Raw genomic sequence first — 17,843 nt, 5'->3', positions numbered from 1 at the left:
GGGTGGGGAGCGGCGACGAATGTGCGGAGCGCAGGGGCCAACCTGTAGGGTTTGGGCGGCAACCTGCGGAGTTTCGGCACGAACCTGCAGGGTTTCTGAGCAGATGTGCAGTCCCTGACGGCGAATGTGCAGGGTGTCCCCTTGAAGAACTTCCGACCGCTGGTTTTTCCGTTCCGGAGAATCCGCATGATTCTGCCGATTCCGGATACCGCCATCGGCGGGTAGAGGCTCTTCTTTACGGGATGGCCCTGCAGGTTGCTAGTCGAATCATGCAGGTTGTTGTGGGAACCGTGCAGGTCGCCTTCCGAACCGTGCAGGTCGCCGCCCAAACCCTGCAGGTTCCGCGCCGAATCCGGCGCCTAGGGCTCAGACGGTCTCACGCAGGCTCAGGTAGTTGTCGATGTCCTGCTGTCGTACCGCGCGGTCGGCGTAGATTCTGCGCGACGCGGCGTCGGCGGTGAAGTCGACGTCACGCCGCACCACGACGAAGCCGAGCTTGTCGGCGATCATGCAGGAGGCGTAGTTGCGCGCCAATGCCGCGAGGAATATGGGCAGCGCCGCATCGTATTGCGCGGCGATCTTCTGCCCGCTCGCCGCAAGGTATGAGCCGTACCGGAGATGCCAGAGCCGTGGCGGTATGTAGTAGCGCATGTTCAGAATGTCGCCGGCGCGACGGATACCGCCCGTGCCGAGGAAGTGCCCGCTGTGGTCGCGCATGACCCAGTAGCCGATGCCATGGCGTTGCCAGTCGTGAATCCAGTGCTCCAGCATCGTCTGCGTCTGGTCGATGCTGGTGTGGCGATGGTTCGGCATGTTCCACCATATGCGCGGGTCGGCGAACAGCGTGTGCAGGTCGTCGAGGTCGTCCATCGTCGGCTTGGACAGGTGCGGCGCCGGCCCGCGCCGGCCGCGGCGTCTGGCTCCGGCGCGTTTTCTTCTGGAGCGGCGTGGCTTGACGATGACGGCTTCGTCGTCGGCGCTGGGATCGGTCGCCGGTTCGTCCGTCGTATAGAAGCCGCCGCTGCGGATGTCCTGACGGACGGCGACCTGCGGGATCGACACGATGTGGATGGGCGCGCCCGGTGAGGGCGCGGTCGTGGCGGTGTCTTTGATGACATGGCGTCGCCCGGCGGTGGAACGTCCTTGGACCGGTGTGGCGATGTGCTGGTTGAAGGTGATTGCGTTGCTGGCATCCGAGCCGGTATCGCATGGCATGGTGCAGAATCCTTCTTTCCTTCTTGTTCCTTCCTTGATCCCACCCCCGAAAACTAGGTAGTTGGGCCCCTCGTATACACCCCCTATTCAATATGTGGCCGCGGGGGATGAGGATTGTGGTCTTGTTCACAACTACGTTCCGGCAGGGAGGGGGGGGCTTGGCGTATCGGCGGAGTTCTGCCGGCGGAGTCCCGTCGAGGGCGTACGGCCGCGGTGCGGGAATGCGCGACGAGGCAGGGGAAGATAGGGGGTGTACAAGGAGAATAAGGGGGTAAGGGGGTGCGGCAGCGGTGTGCGCCGACTCGGTCGCCGCCGGGGCGCGCACGCCGCGGGGGTATGCACGCCGCGGACCATGTGCCGGTCCTCGTCGCTATGATGGTCATAACGCGCGTGCGCGAAGCGGCGTATGCGGGTTCGAATGGAACCGAAAGCGGAATCGGATATGAAAGGCCAAGGAGGGCATCATGATTCTCGTCACCACTACGCCAACGGTCGAAGGATACGTGATTACGAATTATCAGGGCATCGTGTTCGGCGAGGTCGTCGCCGGCGTGAACATGTTCAAGGACATCGGCGCCAGCTTCCGCAACATGTTCGGCGGACGCAGCCAAGGCTATGAGGAGGAGCTGATGAAGGCGCGCAACGAGGCGATCGCCGAGATGCAGCAGCGTGCGGAGGCGCTCGGAGCCCATGCCGTCGTCGGCGTGGACGTCGATTACGAAGTGCTCGGCACCGACGGCTCCATGCTCATGGTCACCACCTCCGGCACCGCCGTCCAGCTCGCCCGCGCCCGGTGAGAGGAGTTGCCGGGCCAAGTCAAAGCAAAAGGGCCGGAACCTTTCGGTTCCAGCCCTTTCTTGCTGGTGCGAGTGGGGGGAGTTGAACCCCCACGAGCATACACTCACTGCCACCTGAAGACAGCGCGTCTACCATTCCGCCACACTCGCAGACAAGTGGATAACTTAGCACCACCTCGGCGCGAGACGCAAATCGAGCGTGTCTTCGGCGTGTCGCGCCGAGGATGCCGCGTTTCGACGCACCTAGGCTACGCGCCACTCCACCGCGTGCGGGGCGGCACCGATCTCGAAGTGGTATTCGGCACAGCCGAGACCCACGTGCGCGAACAGGCCGTCCAACGCCTCCGCGGTCACCGAGCCATCCTCGTTGAGCGTGAAGTGGAACGGCTGCTGGCTGAGCGACGTGGGCGCGGCCATCGCCGCTTCCATGCCGCGCACGAACCAGTCCGGCCAAGTCCCGGCGTCTCCGCCTTCCGTTGTGCCTTCCGTCGCACCGTTCGTCGCACCGTTCGCCACGCTCGCCAGTTCCTCGATCGGCTTCGTGCGGCGCCGCCCGCCCGGGCGCGCGCCATGGCCGAACGCAATCACCCACACCACGGATTCGCCATCGTCCAGCGTCCACCATGCATCGGCCGCCGGCACGGTTTCGGTGCCGTCCAGCACCGCCCAGGACGTCGCCAATCCCAGCTGCACGGCGCGCAGCACGAGACGTTCGCCGTAGTATCCGACCCGCTCTTGCAGCGCGGCGGCAGCCGGCGAGACCGGCGTGCCGTCCGCGTCCTTGAACGCTTGCAGCGTGGCACCACCCGCGTTGCCCGTGCCATTCACGTCGCCGGCGTCACCCGCACGCCCGATCAGCGCGATTGCGTTGTGTACGCCCTTGAACCGGCCGTAGTGCGTCTTCAGCCCGAGGAACGCGTCGTTCAGTCCGGCGGTCATCTGGATGTGCAGGCCGCTCGCCGCGTTGCACGCGTCGATTTCGGCCTGCAACGCGGCGAGCACGTCGGCCGCGACCGGTTCGTCCGTGTAGGCGCGGATCGCGTGGCGCGCGTCGATTGCTTCGAGAAGATTCATCATGATGCCTTTGCGGTGATTGATTGAGGTGATGGGTGGGGTGACGGGGTGATGGTGCGGATGGGACCCCCTCAGTCCGCTTCGCGGACAGCTCCCCCTGACAGGGGGAGCCAAGTCGGGTCAGGGATTCGCTGCTAAAAATCGTTGGCTACTCCCCTGTCAGGAGGAGCCAAGGATGGCCGGGGTCTACTTGCCGTAGAAATGGGCCAGGGATTCGTCGCGGAATTCCTCGAAGTAGCCGCCGTCGATCGAGGCGCGGATGTCGTCGAGGAGCTTCACGAAGAACCGCTCGTTGTGGATCGTGGCGAGCGTGAACCCGGTGAACTCGTGCGCGCGCAGCAGATGGTCCACGTAGGCGCGCGAGTAATGCGCGCACGTGTAGCAGTCGCAGCCATCCTCCAACGGCCCGAAATCGAACTTGTGCTGCGCGCGCTTGATGTTGTAGCGGCCATGACGCGTGAAGATCGCGCCGTTGCGGGCGCATCGAGCGGGCGCCACGCAGTCGAACGTATCGCCGCCGTTCTCCACGCACGCGAAGATGTCGTCCACGGACGCGATACCGAGCACGTGGCGTGGCCGGTTCTCCGGCATCGCGTCGCAGATCCACGCGCACGTCTCGCCGATGATGCGCTTCTCGATCGCGCCGCCGATGCCCACGCCGTCGAAGTCGAGCGAGGCGATCTGCTCGGCCGCGTGCCGGCGCAGATCCTCATAATTCGCGCCCTGCACCACGCCGTACAGCGCCTGGTACGGCTTGCCGAGGCGGGCTTCGGTGAGCCGCTGGTGCTCGGCCACGCACCGCTGCGCCCAGCGGTACGTACGTTCCACCGACTCCTCCTGGTAGGAGCGCGTGTTCATCAGTGTGGTGAGCTCGTCGAATGCGAACATGATGTCGGCGCCGATCTTGTGCTGGATGCCCATCGAAATCTCGGCGGAGAAGCGGTGCTCGTCGCCGTTGAGCGGCGATTTGAACGTCACGCCGTCCTCGTCCACCCAGGCGAGGCGCTCCTTGCCTTCCGCGATGATGTCGTCCGATTTCATGCCGGTCACGTCCATCGCGAGCGTCTTCTTGAAGCCGACGCCCAGCGACATGACCTGGAATCCGCCGGAATCGGTGAACGTCGGGCCGTGCCAGTTCATGAACTTCGCGAGGCCGCCGGCCGCGTCGAGCACGTCCTCGCCGGGGCGTTCGAACAGGTGGAACGCGTTGGCGAGCAGGCATTGCGCGCCGAGATCCCGCATCGATTCGGGCAGGACCGCCTTCATCGCGGCCTGCGTGCCCACCGGCACGAACGCGGGCGTGCGGATGTCGCCGTGCGGCGTGTGGATGATGCCGGTGCGGCCGTAGCGCGCGCCGTCCTTGCCCTTGCCGTCGGCCGCGTCCGGCAGGCGCGTGGTGGTCTCGAATGAGAACGCGGCACGGTCGCCGGGTTTGCCGGGGGCGGCACCGCGCGGATGATCGTTGAGGTCGACTACGGCGGTTGCGTCGGTGTTCGCCGTGGCGTCGGCTGTAGTGTTCGTGGGGTTGTCGGTCATAGCTTCACTTTAGGCGGACAAGCGGATTGCGGGAAGGTCGATGGGGCGGGCGGAACCGCTGGAGATGCGTGCGGCGGAGCGGATGGAAGGACGACGTAGGGCTGTCTCGCTTATGAGGGGTACTTCGGAACGTACGTCGATGTGTATCTCCGTTGGGAGGGGTGCCGGAGACGGTGTACCCGGGAGGTTTTGGAGAAATTCCGACGCCCGGCGCAGGTTTCCCGTCGGCGGAGTACCCCTTGCAACGGGGATAGCGGTTCGAGGCCCGTCACATCCACCCCTTGCAAGCGAGATAGGCGGTGGCGTCGGACGAGTGCGCGCAAAAGGCTCGGCCGGGCGACCCCGCCTAGGCGAACCGGGCGGGCATCCCGGATGGGCGCATGCGGGAAGTCGGTAGAAGATTCACTCGGCACTTCCAACGAACATTCAGGAAACATCCAGAGCTACTGCCTTTACTCTTAGGTAGCAATACGAACCGGCGGCGAGATTGCTGAAGTGCAGACAACGATATGAAGCCGCCGTTCCTATGAAGGAGCAGACGATTATGGCTGATGAGCAGAACAGCTGGAACCCGCAGGGTGACCAGAACACGCAGCCGCAGGAGGAGCAGACCTCGGCCACGCAACCGCTGACGCCGCAGACCAGTGCCGATACCTCCGACCAGCGGGATGCGCAGGCCACGCAGAGCTTCGCCCCCGCATACGGCGGCGAGCCCGCGGACAACGAGCAGCCCACCGAGACCATCGATCCGTCGGCCGTGCAGGGCGCACAGGCGGCCGCCGCATCCGGCTCCGCCGCGACCCAGACGTTCCCGACCGCGCCTGTGGCCCCGATCGCCTCCACGCCCGCCACGGCGTCGAACACGCCCGAAGCGGTTCCCGACTACGCCGCCGCCAAGGGTGAGCAGACCGTGGTCTCCTCGGCGCCGACCGGCTCTGACGCGCCGACGGCCCCGGCCTCCCAGCCGTCCCAGCCCGCATACGGCCAGTACCGTCCGGCCCCCGAATACGGCGCCTACGGCCCGGTGCCCACGCAGACCGGTGCCCAAGGCACCCAGTCCGGCGCATCCGCGGGCCAGACGCAGCCCGCGCCGGACCGCAACCCGTACGCCGGCGTACCGGGAGCCTCCAACAATCCGTTCGCGCCGCAGGGCGTGCAGAATCCGCAGAATCCGCAGAACCCGCAGAACCCGCAGCAGAACCCGTTCGGCCCCAACCCGTCCGCCCCGGGAACCCCGGGAACCCCCGGGACCCCGAACAACGGCAATCCGTTCGGTCTCAACCCGAACAACCCGAACGATCCGAATACCCCGAACCTCAACGCCCGCCCGAAGGCCGCCAACGGCACGGTGCGCGGCGTGGTCATCGGCGTGGTCGCCGCGCTCCTGTCCGCCGGCCTGTGCCTCGGCGTCGGTTACGCGGCCATCACGAGCGGCGCGGTCAGGGTGCCGACCACCAGCTCGCTGGCCAACGTCAACTCCGGTTCCTCCGGCTCCGGCTCCGCCACCGCGAAGTCCGGCGAGGCCCCCGACTGGAAGGCCGTCGCCAAGGAGGTCTCCAACTCCGTGGTCTCCATCCAGACCCAGCTGTCCGATGGCTCCGCCCAAGGATCCGGCGCGATCCTCGACACCAAGGGCCACATCGTGACCAACAACCACGTGATCTCCGGCGCCCAGAAGATCCAGGTGACGCTCTCCAACGGCCAGATGTACTCCGCGCAGGTCGTCGGCACCGACACCACCACCGATCTCGCGGTCATCAAGCTCGACAATCCGCCGAGCGACCTCAAGGCCGTCGAATTCGCCGATTCCGACAAGCTCGCCGTCGGCGAGGACATCATGGCCGTCGGCAACCCGCTCGGCTACGACGACACCGCCACCTCCGGCATCGTCTCCGCGCTCAACCGCCCGGTCACGGTGATGGACGACAACAACAACGACATCGTCACCAACGCGGTCCAGATCGACGCGGCCATCAACCCGGGCAACTCCGGCGGCCCGACCTTCAACGCGGCTGGCCAGGTGATCGGCATCAACTCGTCGATTGCCTCCACCTCCAGCTCGTCGTCCTCCAGCACCGCCGGCTCGATCGGCATCGGCTTCGCGATCCCGTCGAACCTCGTCAAGCGCGTCGCCAACGAGATCATCGAGAACGGCTCCGTCAAGCACGTGGCGCTCGGTATCACGATCACCTCCGACACGGTCGAGGCCGACGGCGTGACCCGCGCCGGCGCGAAGATCACCAAGGGCTCGTCCGGCTCCGCGGTCGTCTCCGGTTCCCCGGCCGCCAAGGCCGGCCTGAAGGAAGGCGATACGATCGTCGCCTTCAACGGCAACGCGGTCGGCAGCAACGCCTCCCTGCTCGGCTTCGTGCGCGCCTCCGCCCTCGGTGACAAGGCGACGCTCACCATCGTGCGTGACGGCAAGACCATGGACGTCGATGTGACGCTCGACCAGCAGGAGGAGAAGGTCAACGGCTCCAACCGCTCCGACTCCAACAGCCAGAACGGCAACGGCTCCGACGGCTCCGGTTCGGATGGTTCCGGCTCCGGCTCCGACGGTTCGGACGGTTCCGGCAGCAACGGATTCCCGTTCAACATGTGGTGATCGGCAGCGTCCCGCCCCGGCATTCGCTTCGCGCGAGTGCCGGGGCTTTCCCGTTTCCGGGCCGGCCGCAGGTGGGGGACGTGGGCGCGCAATGCGTGTGGCCGCGCCCACGCCGTGGGTTGCGGCGCTCGTGGGCCGCTGTTAGAATGGCAGCGCAATAACCGAATATCGATTCTTTACGCCGTGTATCGAGCGATGCATCATGCGGAAGCGCAGGGTCCGGCCCCGCTCCCGCCCCGATGCCGCCGATGGGTTAACAAGGCGTGACCGCACCAGCCGTGCGTCACGTTTTGCATACCGTCAAGGCCAAGCGATTGCAAAGCGGCACGCCCGGCCCGTACCAGCGTAAGGAGCATCAGATGAGCCAGCTCATCCCATCCCTCACCACCGATTCAGTCGACCAGGCCACCTCATCGAAACGCCGCGGCACCATCCCCGCGCTCGCCGACCTGTGCCGTCGCCTGCCGATGCTGCCGGTCGTCGTCCTCTCCGCGATTCCCATCGCCCTGCTGTGGAACATCTGCCTGTGGGGCGCGCTCCCGTCGCACGCGTCCGTGCTCGCCGCACTGAGTCATCTCTCGCTCGGCCAGTGGATCGTCGTCGCGCTCGTCGCATACACCGTGATCGACACTGTCATCGGCATGATCGACGACATCCGCCACGGCCAGGTCGGCATCGACCTGCTCGCCGTCCTCGCCATGCTGTCCACGCTCGTCGTGGGCGAATACTGGGCGTCGTGGGCGGTCGTGCTCATGGTCACGTCCGGCGAGGCGATCGAGGAATACGCGCAATCGAAGGCGGAACACAGCCTTACCGCGCTGCTCGACGCGGCGCCGCGCACCGCACACGTCGCGAACCTGCCCGGCGTGGGCAGGGGAGCGGCGCGCAACATCGCGCCGATCCGCGACGATGGCTTCCGCCGCGCCACCCGACCGACGGACGACGTGTGCGCGATCACCGGCCGTGACCCGGAATCCTGCGATCCGGCCGTCGCGCGTGCCGACGCGCGCGTGCGGCCGGGCGCGGACGCGCGATTCGACACCGTGCCTGTCGACCAGGTGCGGCTCGGCGACGTGATCATCGTGCTGCCCGGCGAAACCGTGCCGGTCGACGGCGAACTGCTGTCCGGCGCGGCCACGCTCGACCTGAGCGCGATCAACGGCGAACCGGTGCCGCGCGAAGTGTACGCGGGCGCGCGCGTCATGTCCGGCGCGGTCAACGGTTCGACGACGCTCGCCATGCGCGCCGTCGAAGTCGCCGCCGACTCGCAGTACCAGCGGATTCTCACGATGGTGAGCCAGGCGCAGGAGTCGCGGCCGGCGGTCGTGCGGACCGCGGATCGCCTCGCCGTGTCGTTCACGCTGCTCTCGCTGCTCATCGCCGGCGTCGCGTGGGCGGTGGCCGGCACGCCGCTGCGGTTCGCGCAGGTGCTCGTGCTCGCGACGCCCTGCCCGCTGCTCATCGCCGCACCGGTCGCGTACATCGCCGGCACGTCGCGTCTCGCCGCCGCCGGCGTGCTCATTAAGACGCAGGATGTGATTGAGCAGCTGGGGCGCGTCACGCAGGTGTTCTTCGACAAGACCGGCACGCTGACCGTCAAGCAGCCGCAGGTCGTGCGTGTGGAGATGGTGGATGGTGACGGTATCGCGGGTGCCGGTGTTGCGGGTGCGCGCGTGCCGAGACTCGACGAGGACCATGTGCTCATGTTCGCGGGCGTGGTCGAAAGCTATTCGGTGCATGTGCTCGCCAAAGGCATCGCGGCGGCTGGGCGCGAGGCGCTCGGACGGCTGCATGCGCGGTACGCGGCCGGGCGGCGCGAGTGCCCGGAGAACGCGGCGGCCGTCGCGGGCGGCGGTGCGGCGGGCGCCGGCAATGGCGGATACGGGCGTGACTATCCAGTCGTGACGAACGTAAAGGAGGAATCCGGCAAGGGAATCTCCGCCGAAGTCAACGGTCATGCGGTGCGCGTCGGGCGGCTGGCGTTCGCGGCCGCGGGCGAGGACGGGTTCGTGACGGTGGCTGGTGCCGGACGGACGGGCCGGGGCACGGGAGACCCCCTCAGTCCGCTGCGCGGACAGCTCCCCCTGGAAGGGGGCGCAAAGGGGAGGCAGGGACGCGACGAGCTGGAGCGGCTTCCCTTGGAAGGGGGCGCAAAGGGCGCGGGGAGTGTGGTGCCGGCGTCGGGAATGCGGCCCGCTCAAGAGGGCGCAAAGAGTGGGGCCCGGTTCGGGATGCTGGCGGCGGACGAGATGGCGTCGTATGTGGCGGTGGACGGGCGGCTGGTCGCGCGCATCGTGCTGCGCGACGTGCCTCGCGCGAACGCGAAGGCCGCCCTCGCGAAGCTGCACCAGCTGGGTGTCGCCAAGCTCACGATGCTCACCGGCGACAAGCGGGCCTCGGCCGAGATCATCGCGCGCGAAGTCGGCATCGACGAGGTACACGCCGAGCTGTTCCCCGAAGACAAGGTGGCCGCGGTGCGTGTGGCCGCTGGTGGAGACAGGGAACGCGGGAACGGAGGAGCCGGCGAGATCGTCCGTTCCCATGCGGTGGCCAATCCCGTCACGATGATGGTGGGGGACGGGGTGAACGATGCTCCGGTGCTGGCGGCCGCGGGCATCGGCGTCGCGATGACCGACGGCACGTCCACCGCCGCCTCCGAATCGTCGCAGGTCGTCGTGATGAACGACGACATCGCCGCCGTGCCGCGCGCCATCGCCATCGCGCGGCGTACGAAGCGGGTGATGCTCCAGGCCGTGATCGTGGGTCTCGCGCTCGCCGTCGTCGGCATGGTCGCGGCCGCGTTCGACCTGATCCCGGTGGTCGTCGGCGCGTTCCTGCAGGAGGGCATCGACGTGGTGAGCATCCTGTGGGCGCTCACCGCCGTGTTGGACCGGGACTAGTGGCATCGCTGTTCGCGCTGCGCCGGTACTGTGGTGGTGACGCGTCGGTGCTGCGTTGCGGTGTGCGGGTTTCGCGCGGTCGCAGTGCTTGCCCATGGCGCTTTCTCGTTCGGGAGGGGTACCTCGTCGTCCTTGCGCGGAGGCAACTGGCCTACGAGGGGTATCTGACAGAGGGCATAACGGGCTTGAGTGGCTCCATGCCGCTCTCCGTGCCCGGAATGACCGTGATTGAGTACCCCTCGTAACGCGGATACGCCTCCGGAACGGTCAAAACGTACCCCTCCCAAGCGAGATGCCGTTAAGAAACGGGGTGGACGCCGTAATACGCGGCATCCACCCCGTTGCGTCGCCTGCGCGGCGGCCAGCAGACTCACACGGTGATCTCGCCGGCGATGGATCGGGGGACCCAGGCGGCGAGATCCTTGCCGGTCAGGCCCTGCGAGAGCAGGAACACGATCTTCGCATAGGCGGCCTCGAGCGTCATGTCGCCCGTGCCGACCGCGCCCGCGCGCGCGATCGCGTCGCCGGCCTCGTAATGGCCGAGCAGCACGGTCGCCTGCTGGCACTGCGAGGCCACCACGACGGGCACGCCTTCGTCCAGCACCTTCGCGAGCACGTCGGTCAGACCGGGCTCGGTGCACGGCACGTTGCCCACGCCGTACGCGCGAATCAGCACCGCCTCGGGGCGCGGCGTGAGCATGGCGTCGAGGCGCGCGGCCGTGATGCCCGGCGCCATGTCGATCACCGCCACGTCATGGCGCGTGTACGGCAGCGGGTCGTACCAGCCTTCGCCGCGGCCCTCGTAGGACTCCCAGTGCCAGGGCGCGCCGGTCTGCGCGAGCAGTCCGGCCGACGGCGCGTCGAAGCCCTCGAACGCCCACGACGACACCTTGCTCACGCGGTTGCCGGCGATCAGATGATGGCCGAAGAACAGCGAGACGCCGTGCGCCCGGCCGCTGATGACCGCGTTGAGCGCGCCGGTCACGTTGGCCGTGGCGTCGGTTTCGACCATGCCCAGCGGATACTGCGATCCGGTGAACACGATCGGCTTGCCGAAGCCAGTGAGCGCATACGACACTGCGGCCGACGAGTAGCTCATCGTGTCGGTGCCGTGCAGCACGACGAACGCGTCGGCGTCGTTGCGGTGCGCGCGCAGGTCGTCGATGATCGCCTGCCAGCTGTCCGGCGTGGCGCACGACGAGTCGATCAGCGGGTCGAGTTCGGTGTACGAGACCTCGTCGGTGCCGATCTGCGTGCCGTCGAGCAGTCCGCGCAGCCAGCCGAGCATGTCGGCGCCGGGGGCGAGCCCGTGCGGCGAGTTGACCATGCCGATCGTGCCGCCCGTATACGTGATGTGAATGCGCATGATGATTGCTCCTCCTACTTGGCGGCTTCGACCTCGTCCACCGCGTCGGCGTCGAGCATCTCGTCCAGCAGGTTGCCGTCGATGCGCCCGCGCACGTAGTACCAGCCGATGACCATGGCGATCACGACGACGACGAACAGGGCCAGCGTCCAGCGGCCGGAAGCGCTCGTCAGGTTCGAGATCACGACGATCGCGAAGAACACCAGCGACACGTAGTTCGTGTACGGGGCGCCCGGCATGCGGTATTCGGGGCGCGTCTCCTCGCCGGCCTTCACCTTCTTGAGGAACGCGAGGTGCGTGACGAGGATGGAGGCCCACGTGCCGGCGATGCCGATGCCGGCGAGGTTCATGATGATGTCGAACGCGTCGGACGGCAGCACCGCGTTGAGCACCACGCCGATCAGGCCCAGCGCGGACGTGATGATGATGCCGCCGTACGGGATGTGGTGCTTGTTCATGCGGGCCGCGAACTTCGGGCCGGAGCCGGCGATGGCCATCGAGCGCAGCGTGCGGCCGGTGGCGTACAGGCCGGCGTTCAGCGACGAGAGGGCGGCGGTGAGCACGACCACCTGGATCACATCGCCCGCGTGCGGGATGCCGATGCCGGAGAAGAACGTGACGAACGGGGACTCGTTCGACGAGTACGCGGTGTACGGCAGCACGAGCGCCATCAGGATCACGGAGCCCACGTAGAACACGAAGATGCGGATGATCATCGAGTTGATGGCCTTCGGCAGGACCTCCTTGGCCTCCTGCGCCTCGCCGGCCGCGACGCCCACCATCTCGGTGCCGCCGAACGCGAACATGACGCCCAGCGTCAGCGCGAACACGGGCGCGATGCCCATCGGGAAGAAGCCGCCGTGCTCGGTGATGTTGGCGATGCCGGCGTGCGTGTCGCCGACCGGTGCGCCGGTGACGATCGCCCAGATGGCGATGACCATGAACGCGATGATCGTGAACACCTTGATCGCGGCGAACCAGAACTCGGCCTCGCCGAACATCTTCACGCTCATCATGTTGAGCACGAACACGAGGGCCAGCGCGCCGAGCGCGAGCAGCCACTGCGGCACGTCGGCGAACGCCTTCCAGTAGTGGAAGTACACGGCGACGGCGGTGATGTCGGCCATGACGGTGGTGGACCAGTCGAGGAAGAACATCCAGCCGGTGATGTACGCGCCCTTCTCGCCCAGGAACTCGCGGGCGTAGGAGACGAACGCGCCCGACGACGGGCGGCGGATCGCCAGCTCGCCCAGCGCGCGCACCATCAGGAACGCGAAGATGCCGCAGATCGCGTAGGCGATGGTCAGGCCAGCGCCGCCTTGCGCGAGACGTCCGCCCGCGCCGAGGAACAGGCCGGTGCCGATCGAGCCGCCGATGGCGATCATCTGGATGTGGCGGGGCTTGAGCTCCTTCGCGTAGCCGGCGTCACCCTTGTCCCGCACGACGGTGGCGGTTTCCTTGGCGGTCTCCTTGCCGGTTTCCTTTCCGGCGTTCGCAGGTGCGGCCTCCGGCGTGGTCGTCTTCTCTCTCTCACTCATGATTCCGTCCTTTTGTTCGGTGGATTCTCCGATATCGCGGCATCGTGGCGCGCAATCGGTGAACATGATATGACGCTCGATAACCAATCAGGTGAACGGATCCCGTCGTAGCTCACAACCAAGGGGCGGATCTTCGAACGGGACGCCGGAGTGCGCGTGGACGCCGAGGCGAGCGGGAATGTGCGGGCGAATGTGCGGAATGTGCGAAAAGCGTTGCAATGCGTGGAAAATGGGGGTACCGCGATTCGGCGGCTTGCGATAACCTGTTACGCGTGACTGAATCTTCGAATACTGCAAACGAACTCCGCATCGCCGTGATCGGCGCGGGCCCCGCCGGCGTCTACTCCTCCGACATCTTCCTGCGCCAGCTCAAGAAGCTCGGCGAGGAGCTGGGCCTCGGCACGAAGGCCCGCATCGACCTGTTCGAGAAGCTGCCCGTGCCGTTCGGCCTGGTCCGCTACGGCGTGGCCCCCGACCACCCGTCCATCAAGTTCATCGCCTCCGCGCTCGAGAAGACGCTCGACAACCCGGACATCCACCTGTACTGCGACGTGGAGTTCGGTAAGGACGTCACCCTCGACGACCTGCTCGCCCGCTACGACGCCGTGCTGTTCGCCACCGGCGCCGTCAAGGACAAGCCGCTGCGCATCCCCGGCGCCGACCTCGACGGCGTGTACGGCGCCGCCAAGTTCGTCGAATGGTACGACGGCTACCCCACGGGCGCCCGCGAATGGCCGCTTACCGCCGAGAACGTCGCCGTGATCGGCGGCGGCAACGTGGCGATGGACGTCGCGCGCGAGCTCATGCGCAACGCCGACGACCTCAAGGCCAAGACCGACATCCCGGACAACGTCTACGAGGGCATCCAGAACAACAAGGCGAAGGTGCTCCACCTGTTCATCCGCCGCGGCGTCGCCCAGGCGAAGTTCAGCGTGCAGGAGCTGCGCGAGATGGAGAAGCTGCCCGGCGTGCAGCTCATCATCAACGAGGACGACTTCGAACTGGACGACGACACCATCGAGGTCGCCGGCAAGGACAAGCTCACCCGCCAGATGGTCGAGGAGCTGTTCGCCATCCGCGAGATGGCCGAGGACATGGAGGACGACGGCGACGTCGACTACGAGGGCAACCCGGCCGACCGCAAGTACTACGTCCACTTCAACTCCGCGCCCACCGAGATCGTCGGCGAGGACGGCAAGGTGAAGGCCATCCGCGTCGAGCGCACCGAGACCGGCGCCGACGGCGTGATGCACCGCACCGGCGAGTTCACCGACTACCCGGTCGAGGCCGTCTACCACGCAATCGGTTACCAGCCGGCCGAGGCCCCCGGCATCGCCTACGACAGCCACGGCGCCCACCTCGCCAACGCGAACGGTGACGGCCGCATCACCACCGAGGCCGACGGCGGCGAGGTGCGCGAACGCCTGTACGCCACCGGTTGGGCCAAGCGCGGCCCGGTCGGCTTGATCGGTTCGACCAAGTCGGACGCGCTCGCCATCGTCACCAACATGCTCGAGGACCTCGCCAAGGCCGCCGAGGGTGGCCGCGTGGCCGCCGACCGCGACCCCGAGTCCATCGACCGCCTGCTGGAGAGCCGCGGCGTCAAGCCGATCGACTTCGCCGGCTGGAAGAAGGTCGACGCCTTCGAACGCGCCGAGGGCGCGAAAGAGGGCCGTGAGCACAAGAAGGTCATCGAGCCCGCCCAGATGCGCGAGCTTGCCCACGCCGAGTGAGTCGCGAGTCGGTCGGTCGCATTCCGGCCAGGTGTTTCACGCCGCGTTTCACGTGACACGTCGTAGCATGGCGTGAAACACCCGCCGGGAGTGCTCGGCCGCGCGCCACATCCGTGCGTCACACAGAAGCCGCGATCGGCGGAATCGGATCCGGGTCCCACCGGAATCCCTGCCGATCGCGGCTTCGTCATATGCTTCGTCCTATTCTCATACGTACACGTGCGCGCGTCGGCATACGCGGGCCCGTGCGTCAGTCATCATCATGCGGTTCGATATCACGTTCGTGATATCCCATGACCGTGATATCGCAGACGTGATATCGCGTATCCGCATAATCGGAAGGTGGTCCGTCATGAAGCAGTCGCGTGGCTCCTCGCATAGGGGGAGGGGAGCGCATGGCGGCGGACGGCCGTCGCGCAACGGCCAGGCGCGCCGCCACCACACGACGCAATACCAGCATGCGTCACGGCGGATGCGCGCCGTCTACCGCCGCCGGCGCATCGTCGTCGGCGTGGCGGCGCTCGCCGTGGTCTGTCTCGTCGTCGGCGTGATCGCGCACGTGCCCGGCTGGGTGGCGGGCGCGGGCGACGTGGTGGAGGCCGCGTCCGGCCATCCCGCGCTGCACCGCGCGTCGACGGCCAAGCCGCGCGCGCTCACCGCCGCGGAACGCGCGGTGAACGCGATCGGCGGCCTCGACGGCGCGGCCGACGTTTCCACGGAAGGTTTCACGCTATCCGACGACGACCGCGCGGCGCTCGACCAGGCCGTCGCGACCGTCACGTCGGCCGGATACGGCGTATCCGCGACGATGGTCGACATGACGACCGACCGTGCGCTCGCCGTGCACGGCGGCGACGCGCGCTACTCGGCGTCCGCGATCAAAGGCCCCTACATCATCTCCCTCGCCGCGACCGGCACGATCGACCTCGACGCGGTCCAGCAGTCGTCGGATGCGAACCCGACCGGCGTCGGCACCGACGGGCAGCCGGTCTCCTCCGCCGACGGCGACGCGACGGGCGCGTCGGCCGCGTCGGAGGAGGACGAGTCGGCGATTGCGTCGGACATGGCGCTCACCTCGACCGGTGCGGGCGTGAACCAGCTCATCGCGCAGACGATCTCCGTATCCGACAACAGCAGTTTCGCCGCGCTCCACCGCACGTACGGTTCGGGGGCGTTCGCCGCGTGGGCGACGCGCGCGCATGTGGGCGTCGACGTGACGGGCGGCGCGTACCTCAACATCTCGTCGATGGACATGGCGCGCATGTGGGCGATGGGGTACGGCTACCTGTTCGATGGCGATTCGGCGCTCGCCGTGCGCGGGTCGAAGCCGGCCACGTCCGATGCGGCGCGGCAATGGCTCGCGGGCGAGTTCACCGATACGCTCAACTCGAGCATCCACAACGCGCTCGGTGATCAGGACGGCTATGCGGTGTACACGAAGGCGGGGTGGATTGACGAGGACGACTATCACGCGTTGAACGACGCCGGCATCGTCACGAACGCTTCCGGCGGGTACGTACTCGCGGTGATGACCGATGCGGTCGAACAGTACGACTTGGTGGCCGGTCTGGTCTCCGCGCTGGACGGCATCCACTCGTCGGCGATGGCGCAGTAAGCGGGTCATCTTCTCGGGCCCGCCGGTAGTGCCGGGGTCTCTCCCTCCGTCACGGCTGCGCCGTGCCACCTCCCTCGTCAGAGGGAGGCGAGGCTGGTGTCGTCTTTGGTGGTGGCATGTTGGCCCCCCTCTGACGAGGGGGCTGTCGGCGGAGCCGACTGGGGGAGGGATTTCGGGATGCATGCAGGCGGTGTTTCACGTGAAACATCGCACGGTCCGCTCGGCTGCCGTCCAGCGAAATTTCAGATAGCCCCGTTAGCGTGAGCCGTATGGACGGCAAAATGCGTGTGCACGGCCATTGCAATGGCCTGAAGACAGCCCTGCTTTTCGGAGTGATGTGGGCCGTCGTCATGCTGGTCTGGTGGGCCACGGGCGGCAGTAGGGGAACCCTCGGCATCTTCATTCTCATCGGACTTGGTTCCACGTTCTTCTCTTACTGGTTCTCCGACAAGCTCGCTATCGCGTCGATGGGGGCGCAGGAGGTCAGCGAGGCGGAGGCGCCCACGCTGTACAGGATCGTCCGCGAGCTGTCCGCCAAGGCCGGCAAGCCGATGCCGCGCATCTACGTAGCGCCGACGATGAGTCCGAACGCGTTCGCCACCGGGCGCAACGAACGCCATGCCGCTGTCTGTTGCACGCAGGGCATCCTCAGGATTCTCAACGAACGTGAGATCCGTGGCGTGCTCGGCCACGAGCTGATGCACGTGTACAACCGCGACATCCTCACCTCGGCGGTCGCCTCCGCGATGGCGACCGTCATCACGTATCTCGGCTATTCGCTCATGTACTTCGGCGGCGGTACGTCGCGCGACGAACGCGACAACGCGTCCGGCGGGCTCGGCCTGATCGGCGTGCTGCTCAGCGCGATCCTCGCGCCGATCGCCGCGTCGCTGCTGCAGCTGGCGATCTCCCGCACGCGCGAATACGACGCGGACGAGGACGGCAGCATGCTCACCGGCGATCCGGAAGCGCTCGCCTCCGCGCTCAATAAGATCTCGTACGGCGCGCAGACCACGCCGATGCGCAAGACCGCCGGCACGCAGTCCGTCTCCGCGATGATGATCGCCAACCCGTTCTCCTCGGTGGGATTCTCGAAGCTGTTCTCCACCCATCCTCCGACCGAGGACCGCATCAAGCGCCTCATGCAGATGGCCCAGGAGATGCGCGCCGCCCAGGTGTACGGCGGTGCCGGTGGGGTCGGCGGTCCTGCGCAGGTGCGCTGGTAGCGTCTCGCCGTCCGCCGATTCGGCCGATGTGAGTCCCCGATGATTGAGGTCATCGGGGACTCACTTGTTATGAGGCGGGGAAAACGTTGGAATCATTGGGGACACGCCGTATGCGGCCTATTAAGTTCATTCGTTTGACAAACATTGTTCGACCATTTAACATATTGAATCGTCAATCGGAAACGGATGGCGGCGCACAGTGATGGGACGCCACGCGGATTCGACGAAGAACGCAGTG

General features: G+C 67.0%; 11 protein-coding genes and 1 tRNA gene. 6 read left to right on the top strand and 6 right to left on the bottom strand.

What is annotated here, in order from left to right; all coding sequences use genetic code 11:
• Positions 1–366: 366 nt before the first annotated feature.
• Positions 367–1,215: a GNAT family N-acetyltransferase gene (locus tag AC1AYN_RS05525; protein WP_476532485.1), complete on the bottom strand. Its 849-nt coding sequence runs from the start codon at positions 1,213–1,215 to the stop codon at positions 367–369.
• Between the two features lie 464 nt (positions 1,216–1,679).
• On the opposite strand from AC1AYN_RS05525, the gene AC1AYN_RS05520 reads away from it, so the two are divergent.
• The gene (locus AC1AYN_RS05520) at positions 1,680–2,012 is read left to right on the top strand and encodes a putative heavy metal-binding protein (protein WP_476502270.1); all 333 of its coding nucleotides are present in this window, start codon (positions 1,680–1,682) and stop codon (positions 2,010–2,012) included.
• 64 nt (positions 2,013–2,076) lie between these two features.
• Here the strand turns inward: AC1AYN_RS05520 and AC1AYN_RS05515 are convergent.
• The 3 genes from AC1AYN_RS05515 to tgt all read right to left on the bottom strand — a co-directional run bounded on the left by AC1AYN_RS05515 (position 2,077) and on the right by tgt (position 4,622).
• Positions 2,077–2,162, bottom strand: a tRNA-Leu gene (locus AC1AYN_RS05515).
• Positions 2,163–2,255: 93 nt separating this feature from the next.
• A complete protein-coding gene (locus AC1AYN_RS05510) occupies positions 2,256–3,089 on the bottom strand; it encodes a nitroreductase family protein (protein ID WP_476532484.1) in 834 nt (277 codons plus the stop codon).
• A 183-nt stretch (positions 3,090–3,272) separates the two neighbouring features.
• Positions 3,273–4,622 (bottom strand): tRNA guanosine(34) transglycosylase Tgt, encoded by a 1,350-nt coding sequence (gene tgt / locus AC1AYN_RS05505; protein ID WP_476532483.1) that lies wholly within the window; start codon positions 4,620–4,622, stop codon positions 3,273–3,275.
• A 544-nt stretch (positions 4,623–5,166) separates the two neighbouring features.
• On the opposite strand from tgt, the gene AC1AYN_RS05500 reads away from it, so the two are divergent.
• On the top strand, positions 5,167–7,227 hold the full coding sequence (locus AC1AYN_RS05500) for a S1C family serine protease (protein ID WP_476532482.1): 2,061 nt from the start codon (positions 5,167–5,169) through the stop codon (positions 7,225–7,227).
• 467 nt (positions 7,228–7,694) lie between these two features.
• Positions 7,695–10,127: an HAD-IC family P-type ATPase gene (locus AC1AYN_RS05495; protein ID WP_476532588.1), complete on the top strand. Its 2,433-nt coding sequence runs from the start codon at positions 7,695–7,697 to the stop codon at positions 10,125–10,127.
• Positions 10,128–10,497: 370 nt separating this feature from the next.
• Here AC1AYN_RS05495 and AC1AYN_RS05490 read toward each other — a convergent pair whose 3' ends face one another.
• Together AC1AYN_RS05490 and AC1AYN_RS05485 are read right to left on the bottom strand one after the other, a co-directional pair.
• On the bottom strand, positions 10,498–11,493 hold the full coding sequence (locus AC1AYN_RS05490) for an asparaginase (RefSeq protein ID WP_476532481.1): 996 nt from the start codon (positions 11,491–11,493) through the stop codon (positions 10,498–10,500).
• A 14-nt stretch (positions 11,494–11,507) separates the two neighbouring features.
• A complete protein-coding gene (locus AC1AYN_RS05485) occupies positions 11,508–13,031 on the bottom strand; it encodes an amino acid permease (protein ID WP_476532480.1) in 1,524 nt (507 codons plus the stop codon).
• A 272-nt stretch (positions 13,032–13,303) separates the two neighbouring features.
• Here AC1AYN_RS05485 and AC1AYN_RS05480 point away from each other — a divergent pair, with 272 nt between their 5' ends.
• The 3 genes from AC1AYN_RS05480 (at position 13,304) to htpX (ending at position 17,605) form a co-directional block, all read left to right on the top strand.
• Positions 13,304–14,764: an FAD-dependent oxidoreductase gene (locus AC1AYN_RS05480; protein WP_476532479.1), complete on the top strand. Its 1,461-nt coding sequence runs from the start codon at positions 13,304–13,306 to the stop codon at positions 14,762–14,764.
• A 352-nt stretch (positions 14,765–15,116) separates the two neighbouring features.
• The gene (locus AC1AYN_RS05475) at positions 15,117–16,379 is read left to right on the top strand and encodes a serine hydrolase (RefSeq protein WP_476532478.1); all 1,263 of its coding nucleotides are present in this window, start codon (positions 15,117–15,119) and stop codon (positions 16,377–16,379) included.
• Positions 16,380–16,648: 269 nt separating this feature from the next.
• Entirely contained in the window at positions 16,649–17,605 is a 957-nt protein-coding gene (gene htpX / locus AC1AYN_RS05470; protein ID WP_476502282.1) for a zinc metalloprotease HtpX, read from the top strand.
• The last annotated feature ends 238 nt before the right edge of the window (positions 17,606–17,843 follow it).

The sequence above is a fragment of the Bifidobacterium sp. LH_413 genome (genome assembly GCF_056357015.1).
This window is presented reverse-complemented; position numbering and strand designations above follow the sequence as displayed.

Excerpts from the sequence above, each read along its gene's own strand:
- AC1AYN_RS05525 (WP_476532485.1), bottom strand. The coding sequence starts at position 1,215 with ATGCCATGCGATACCGGCTCGGATGCCAGCAACGCAATCACCTTCAAC.
- AC1AYN_RS05520 (WP_476502270.1), top strand. The coding sequence starts at position 1,680 with ATGATTCTCGTCACCACTACGCCAACGGTCGAAGGATACGTGATTACG.
- AC1AYN_RS05510 (WP_476532484.1), bottom strand. The coding sequence starts at position 3,089 with ATGATGAATCTTCTCGAAGCAATCGACGCGCGCCACGCGATCCGCGCC.
- tgt (WP_476532483.1), bottom strand. The coding sequence starts at position 4,622 with ATGACCGACAACCCCACGAACACTACAGCCGACGCCACGGCGAACACC.
- AC1AYN_RS05500 (WP_476532482.1), top strand. The coding sequence starts at position 5,167 with ATGGCTGATGAGCAGAACAGCTGGAACCCGCAGGGTGACCAGAACACG.
- AC1AYN_RS05495 (WP_476532588.1), top strand. The coding sequence starts at position 7,695 with ATGCTGCCGGTCGTCGTCCTCTCCGCGATTCCCATCGCCCTGCTGTGG.
- AC1AYN_RS05490 (WP_476532481.1), bottom strand. The coding sequence starts at position 11,493 with ATGCGCATTCACATCACGTATACGGGCGGCACGATCGGCATGGTCAAC.
- AC1AYN_RS05485 (WP_476532480.1), bottom strand. The coding sequence starts at position 13,031 with ATGAGTGAGAGAGAGAAGACGACCACGCCGGAGGCCGCACCTGCGAAC.
- AC1AYN_RS05475 (WP_476532478.1), top strand. The coding sequence starts at position 15,117 with ATGAAGCAGTCGCGTGGCTCCTCGCATAGGGGGAGGGGAGCGCATGGC.
- htpX (WP_476502282.1), top strand. The coding sequence starts at position 16,649 with ATGGACGGCAAAATGCGTGTGCACGGCCATTGCAATGGCCTGAAGACA.